This is a genomic window from Spirulina sp. 06S082, assembly GCF_034932145.1.
GTDB lineage: Bacteria > Cyanobacteriota > Cyanobacteriia > Cyanobacteriales > Spirulinaceae > CCY15215.
This window is the reverse complement of record NZ_JAYGHV010000011.1, coordinates 23,842-29,920: the sequence shown is the minus strand read 5'-3', so window position 1 is coordinate 29,920 and position 6,079 is coordinate 23,842. Positions and strand designations below refer to the sequence as shown.

5 protein-coding genes are annotated in these 6,079 nt (G+C 45.5%); 3 read left to right on the top strand and 2 right to left on the bottom strand.

Annotated elements, in window-relative coordinates; genetic code table 11:
• Positions 1-48 precede the first annotated feature (48 nt).
• The gene (locus VB714_RS02215; RefSeq protein ID WP_323220737.1) at positions 49-1,374 is read right to left on the bottom strand and encodes a four-carbon acid sugar kinase family protein; all 1,326 of its coding nucleotides are present in this window, start codon (positions 1,372-1,374) and stop codon (positions 49-51) included.
• A gap of 265 nt (positions 1,375-1,639) precedes the next feature.
• Positions 1,640-1,978 carry a P-II family nitrogen regulator gene (locus tag VB714_RS02210; RefSeq protein ID WP_323220735.1) on the bottom strand — a complete coding sequence of 113 codons (339 nt, stop codon included), beginning with the start codon at positions 1,976-1,978 and terminating at the stop codon, positions 1,640-1,642.
• Positions 1,979-2,103: 125 nt separating this feature from the next.
• Between VB714_RS02210 and VB714_RS02205 the strand changes: the two genes are divergently transcribed.
• From VB714_RS02205 to VB714_RS02195, 3 genes are all read left to right on the top strand, one after another.
• Positions 2,104-3,909 (top strand): protein kinase domain-containing protein, encoded by a 1,806-nt coding sequence (locus VB714_RS02205; protein ID WP_323220733.1) that lies wholly within the window; start codon positions 2,104-2,106, stop codon positions 3,907-3,909.
• Between the two features lie 27 nt (positions 3,910-3,936).
• Entirely contained in the window at positions 3,937-4,227 is a 291-nt protein-coding gene (locus VB714_RS02200; protein ID WP_323220731.1) for a hypothetical protein, read from the top strand.
• A 481-nt stretch (positions 4,228-4,708) separates the two neighbouring features.
• Entirely contained in the window at positions 4,709-6,073 is a 1,365-nt protein-coding gene (locus tag VB714_RS02195) for an NAD-dependent succinate-semialdehyde dehydrogenase (protein WP_323220729.1), read from the top strand.
• Positions 6,074-6,079 lie beyond the last annotated feature (6 nt).

The window sequence follows — 6,079 nt, the reverse complement described above, 5'->3', positions numbered from 1 at the left end:
GTGTGGGGAGATGGGGGGGTGTGGGGAGTTTGGGGAGTTTGGGGTTTTTTATGTTTTGTTTTTGCTTAAGCGTTGATGGACGGTTGCTAGTCCGCGATCGTCTCCGACGTTACCTGGAAAAAGCACAACGGGTAATTTGGGGAATTGGGGATGATCCTCGGGGGTGATAACCATTGAACATCCTGGCAAAATCTGCCCTAATAATCGCGCCGATCGCAATTCTAAACCGGTACTTAAGACATCATTGGAGGTAATGCCACCTTTACTGATTAAAAAACTTATCTCGGCAGGCAACCCTTTGACAATATTCATTAATAAACGGGAAACTTCTTGACCAAAATCTAAACGCTGTTGAATGTCAGCAAACTGTAACTCTTTGCGACTTGTATAAATAGTTGGCGTTTGTCCGGCATTGTACGCCGTGTTAACTTTCTGTAAGATTTCTGCTTGTAATGAGGTTTTCTCTGCTAAATTATCTCGCAAGCGCACTACATCCACTTCGATCGGGGCAATTCCTGTTTCTTGTAATAATTGTTCTAACTGTCGGGTCGTTTTCTGGACATGAGAACCCACTAAAACAACTCCCGGTCGTGGCGATCGCTCGTATTGTGCCATATTTTCGGCGGGGACGGGTTGTTGACCCAATTGAGCCAAAGAAGTGAGCAAACTTGCTGCACTGCGAAACAAGAAGCGTTTTCCCTTCCCTGCTGTTGCGAGAATATCCTCCGCAAAACGATCCAGATCTGATTGCTTTTCCGCATCGACAGCACAACAAACATTCCCTTGCAACTCCATCAATCTCTCTTGAGTACCTTGGCGAATTTCCGTCAGCAAAAAACATTCTACCTCTTGACTTTTAATCCGTCCTTTGGTCTTTTCTTCGACATAATCTGGCAAATAACTATAACTGTAACCAAAGACAGAATCTCGGGCGAATTCAGTTTCGTGAACGGGAGTTTCTACCCCGTCAATTAATAAATAATGGGTACTGTTGCGGGTAATGCGTCCCCCTTCAAAAAAAGCAGGAGTTAAAAAATGCGCGTCAAAGGGTCCCAATTCTTCGGCAATAACATCAGTTTCTACGGGATAGTGACCGCGCAGAGTAGAATCAGAACGACTGACCACCAAAAAATCTTTTATATCTTCAGCTTCAATAGCAATTTTAAGATTGCGCGTAACCTCTCGCGTCACTTCTGCTGCTTGTTCTGGTGTTAATGCCCGAGTATTGGTCAAAATAAAGACAATACTGGCGCGATCGGCAAGTCCCAAGCGCAGAGTTTCCACATCCCAGCGCATTAATAATAAGCAACTGTGAACGGTTTGAGAACCTGTGGGATCGTCGTCGAGAACGATTATTTTTGGGCGATCGCTCATGTAATATTTTCTAAAATTGATAGTTTCCTAGTAAAGCAGATTTTGGTAAAGATTGAAAATAATATTAATAATATTAACAATATCAACCCGATCGCTTCTTCGCCAAGGCGATCGCTTTTTTTATGTACAAATAAGGTAGGGGCATTAAGTGCAACGCCCCTACCCATTAATTGTTGGAGATTTTCGCTTGACATCTCCCCGATTTAAAAAGATGGGGATTCTTGCGGGCGAAACTTGGTTCCGCCCGCAGCCCCTTGGTTTACAATTAAACCGCCTCGAGATTCCTCTCGCCAGTGCGAATGCGAACAATTTCTTCTACTGGCGAGATAAAGATTTTGCCATCGCCGATCTCTCCAGTCTTGGCCGCCGTGATGATTTTCTCTACAACCATTTCGACTTGTGAATCTTCGACAACGACTTCTACTTTGAGCTTTTGTAAAAACTCTACCGTGTATTCCGAACCGCGATAGCGTTCGGTTTGACCTTTCTGCCGTCCAAAACCGCGTACTTCCGAAACAGTCATACCTACGATCCCAGCGTTAACGAGAGCGATCTTGACTTCATCAAGTTTAAAGGGTCGGATAATGGCTTCTACTTTTTTCAATGGTTTAGCTCCTCAATAATCGATCGATGAATTTACCTCTATAAATCTTACAGAGAGAGCGAGGATTTTATTGCAGGGGAATTCAAGAAATTTTGTTAAAGTTGGGAACAATCTTTCGGTTGTCTATGAGTTACTGCCCCAATCCAGACTGTAGGAAACCTGTCAACATCGACAATGCTAATTTTTGTCACAATTGCGGGAGGAAATTACTTCTCGCCCAACGCTATCGACTCATGCAGGCGATCGCCTCGGGAGGGTTCGGGCGAACTTTTTTAGCGCGGGATGAGTACAAACCTTCTCATCCCGACTGTGTTGTGAAACAATTTTATCCCCAAGAGCAGGGAAATTGGCAAAAGGCTGCCGACCTTTTCCAGCAGGAGGCGATGCGGTTGGAGGAGTTGGGAAAACATCCCCATATTCCCGAACTTTACGCTCATTTTGAGCAGGATCGCCAACAGTACATTGTTCAAGAGGCGATCGCGGGGGAAAATTTGGCCTCGGAGTTGCGATCAAAGGGGACTTTTACGGAGTCGGAAGTATGGCAAGTTTTGAAGGATTTACTCTCGGTGTTAGCGTTTGTTCATGCAGGGAAAGTGATTCATCGAGATATTAAACCGGAAAATATTATTCGCCGTCAGTGCGATGGGTCTTTGGTTTTGGTGGATTTTGGGGCGGCGAAATATGCAACGGAAACGGCGTTAAAAAAGAGGGGAACGAGTATTGGAACTGTGGGTTATTCTGCGCCAGAACAGGCTTTTGGGCAGGTTTCCTACAGCAGCGATCTCTACGGTTTGGCGGTGACTTGCATTCATCTACTCACGGGCATCGATCCTCTGGAATTGTACGATGTGGGGGCAGCCCGATGGCAATGGCGGGAGGTTTTGCCGAGTCCTGTTGACGATCGCCTCGGCAGAATTTTAGAGGGAATGTTAGCCAGGGCGACCCGCGATCGCTATCCTTCTGCAAATGCGGTTTTAGAGGCATTGGCGGCACTGAATGCCTCAGACATCCCGTACATCCTAATGAAGGATTGGCACTGTATACACACCCTTACAGCCCACATTGACGGCGTTACCTGCGTGGCCTTTAGTCCCGATGGTAGCGTTTTGGCCAGTGGTAGCCGCGATCGCACGGTGAATCTCTGGCCGATGCAAGCGTTGTGGAGTATTCGCACTTTAACGGGACAACAAAATAGCGTTTCATCTCTGACTTTTAGCCAAGACGGGAGAAAATTAGCCGTGGGAAGTTTGGATCGCAGTCTTAAAGTTTGGCAACTTCCCCAAGGAAAGGCGATCGCGGAGTTTCAAGACCTTGCAGGGGTGCTATGCGTGGCGTTTAGTCCCGATGGGCAGCTTTTGGCCAGTGGGGGAATGGGTCGGGGAATTAAGGTGCGAGAGGAGGAGAAAAAAGAGCGTTTATGGGACAGTCCCGAGGGGATGTGGTGTTTGGCCTTTAGTCCCGAGGGGAAACTTTTAGCTGCGGGAGGGTTCGATAAAATTGTGCGCCTTTGGGAGGTGGAGACGGGGGAGGAAATTGCTCAGTTTAAGGGGCATTCGGGGATGTTTGCAGGGATAACGGCGATCGCCTTTAGTCCCGATGGAAAGACTTTGGCCAGTAGCAGTCAAGATCGGACGATTAAGTTATGGGAGGTGGAAACGGGGACGGAAATGGGGAGTTTGATCGGACATCAAAAGAGTGTTGCGGCGATCGCCTTTAGTCCCGATGGGCGCATTTTAGCCAGTGGGAGTGAAGAGGGTGCAATTAAGTTTTGGGAAGTCGCAACTTGTCAGGAGTTCCTGACTTTAACGGATCATCTCGGTGCCGTGAAGGGGTTAGCGTTTAGTCCTGATGGAAATATTTTGGCCAGTGGCAGTTTTGATAAGACTGTGAGAATTTGGAAGAGTGGCGATCGCGCTGCTATAGGGGTTTGAGTTTGGTGTTAAACTTGCAAAATATATATGAGTTTAATTGGAGCAATTATTATGATGCGATCGGAAACCACTCAAATTCTCGAACAACTTAAAGAAATTAATACTCGCTTAGATCGTTTAGAACAGTCAGCAGATCATTTTGAACGAACAACAACAGAGAAGTTTGATCGCCTAGAAAAATCGGTAGATCGTTTAGAAATTTCCGTAGAGAAATCCGAGGCTTATCGAGAAGGGACTCAATGGGTTGTTAATCTTGCTTTTAGTTTGATTGCTGCGACAACTATTGGTATTATTCTCAGGTTTGTTTTAGGAAGTTGAAGTGCGATCGCAGAATTCAAACAGAATTCAAGTAGAAGGCGATCGCATTTTCGATTAATACAATCTAATCACAATTTAGATAATCAGAATTTACCCATCCTTCTCTGCCATTAACTTGACTATTGGGACCTTGAACAACTTTAACGTAATACCAAACCACTCCATTCAAACGAACAAATTTCCCTAAACACCGCTATATCTTAGTGTTGGTATATTCTGCTATAAGATCGGCATCAATTATATCAAAACAATCGTAATCGGTTATGCCAAGTATAGCAAAACTGTGAAAATTGTCACAAAACGCGATCGCCTCAGCAAAGAATACACTTGATGTTACTTTTGTCAATATAAATTACAAAAAGTAAAGTTAAGAAAATATAAATTTGTTAAAAAATATACCGAATTTTCGTTTAGACAAGATAGGGAAGAATAGACTAGAGATACAATAAAGAGTTTTACATTTTAAAGATGGGGAGAGGAAATGGCGATCGCAACAATTAATCCGGCTAACGGCGAAACGCTGAAAACCTTTGCACCGCTAACGGCTGAAGAAATTCAAACTAAATTAGCACGAGGACAGTCTGCCTTTGTCCGCTATCGTAAGACGAAAATGAGCGATCGCGCCGCCTGGCTGCACACTGCGGCGGATCTGCTGGACAAAAATGCCGAGGAATACGGCAAAATTATGACCCTGGAAATGGGAAAACCCTTAAAAAGCGCGATCGCGGAGGCGAAAAAATGCGCCCTCGTTTGTCGCTATTATGCCGACAATGCCGCCGATTTTCTCAAGGATATACCAAGCAAAAGCGATGGCAGTTCCGCTTTTGTCCGCTATCAACCCCTCGGCATCATCCTTGCGGTTATGCCCTGGAATTTCCCTTTCTGGCAGGTATTTCGCTTTGCAGCCCCTGCATTGATGGCTGGGAATGTGGGACTCCTCAAACACGCTTCTAATGTCCCTCAATGCGCGATCGCCATTGAAGAAATTATCTCACAAGCTGGCTTTCCCGATGGAGCCTTCCAAACTTTGTTAATTGGTGCATCCCAAGTTGAATCTGTAATCGCTGACGATCGCGTACAAGCTGCCACTTTAACAGGCAGCGAACCCGCCGGGGCGAGTTTGGCATCTATTGCCGGGAAACATATTAAAAAGACCGTTTTGGAATTGGGAGGCAGTGACCCCTTTATTGTCCTTGATAGCGCCAATATCGATGAGGCTGTGGCGATGGGAACCACTGCTAGGATGCTAAACAACGGACAATCCTGTATTGCTGCCAAACGGTTTATTGTTAGTGAGGCGATCGCCGACGAATTTGAGAAGAAACTTCTCGCCAAATTTCAAACTTTAAAAGTGGGGGATCCTATGTCAGAAGATACGGATATTGGTCCGTTGGCCACATCTGCCATTCGCGACGAGATCGCCACCCAAGTGCAAAAAAGCGTCGAGATGGGGGCAAAAGTTTTAATTGGGGGCAAACCATTAGCAGGAAAAGGCAACTTTTATCCACCCACTATTTTGACTGAAATTCCCGTCGAATCTCCTGCCAATACCGAAGAATTTTTTGGTCCTGTTGCCTTATTTTTCCGGGTCAAAAATATCGATGAAGCGATCGCCTTAGCTAATGCGACCCCTTTAGGTTTGGGTGCCAGCGTCTGGACGAATGATGAACAAGAACGCGATCGCGCGATCGAAGAAATTGAAGCCGGTGCCATCTTTATTAATGGTTTAGTTAAATCCGATCCGCGCTTACCTTTCGGTGGGATCAAGCGTTCTGGCTATGGCAGAGAACTCAGCATTCAAGGAATTCACGAGTTTGTCAATATCAAAACAGTCTGGATTAAATAAATTTGT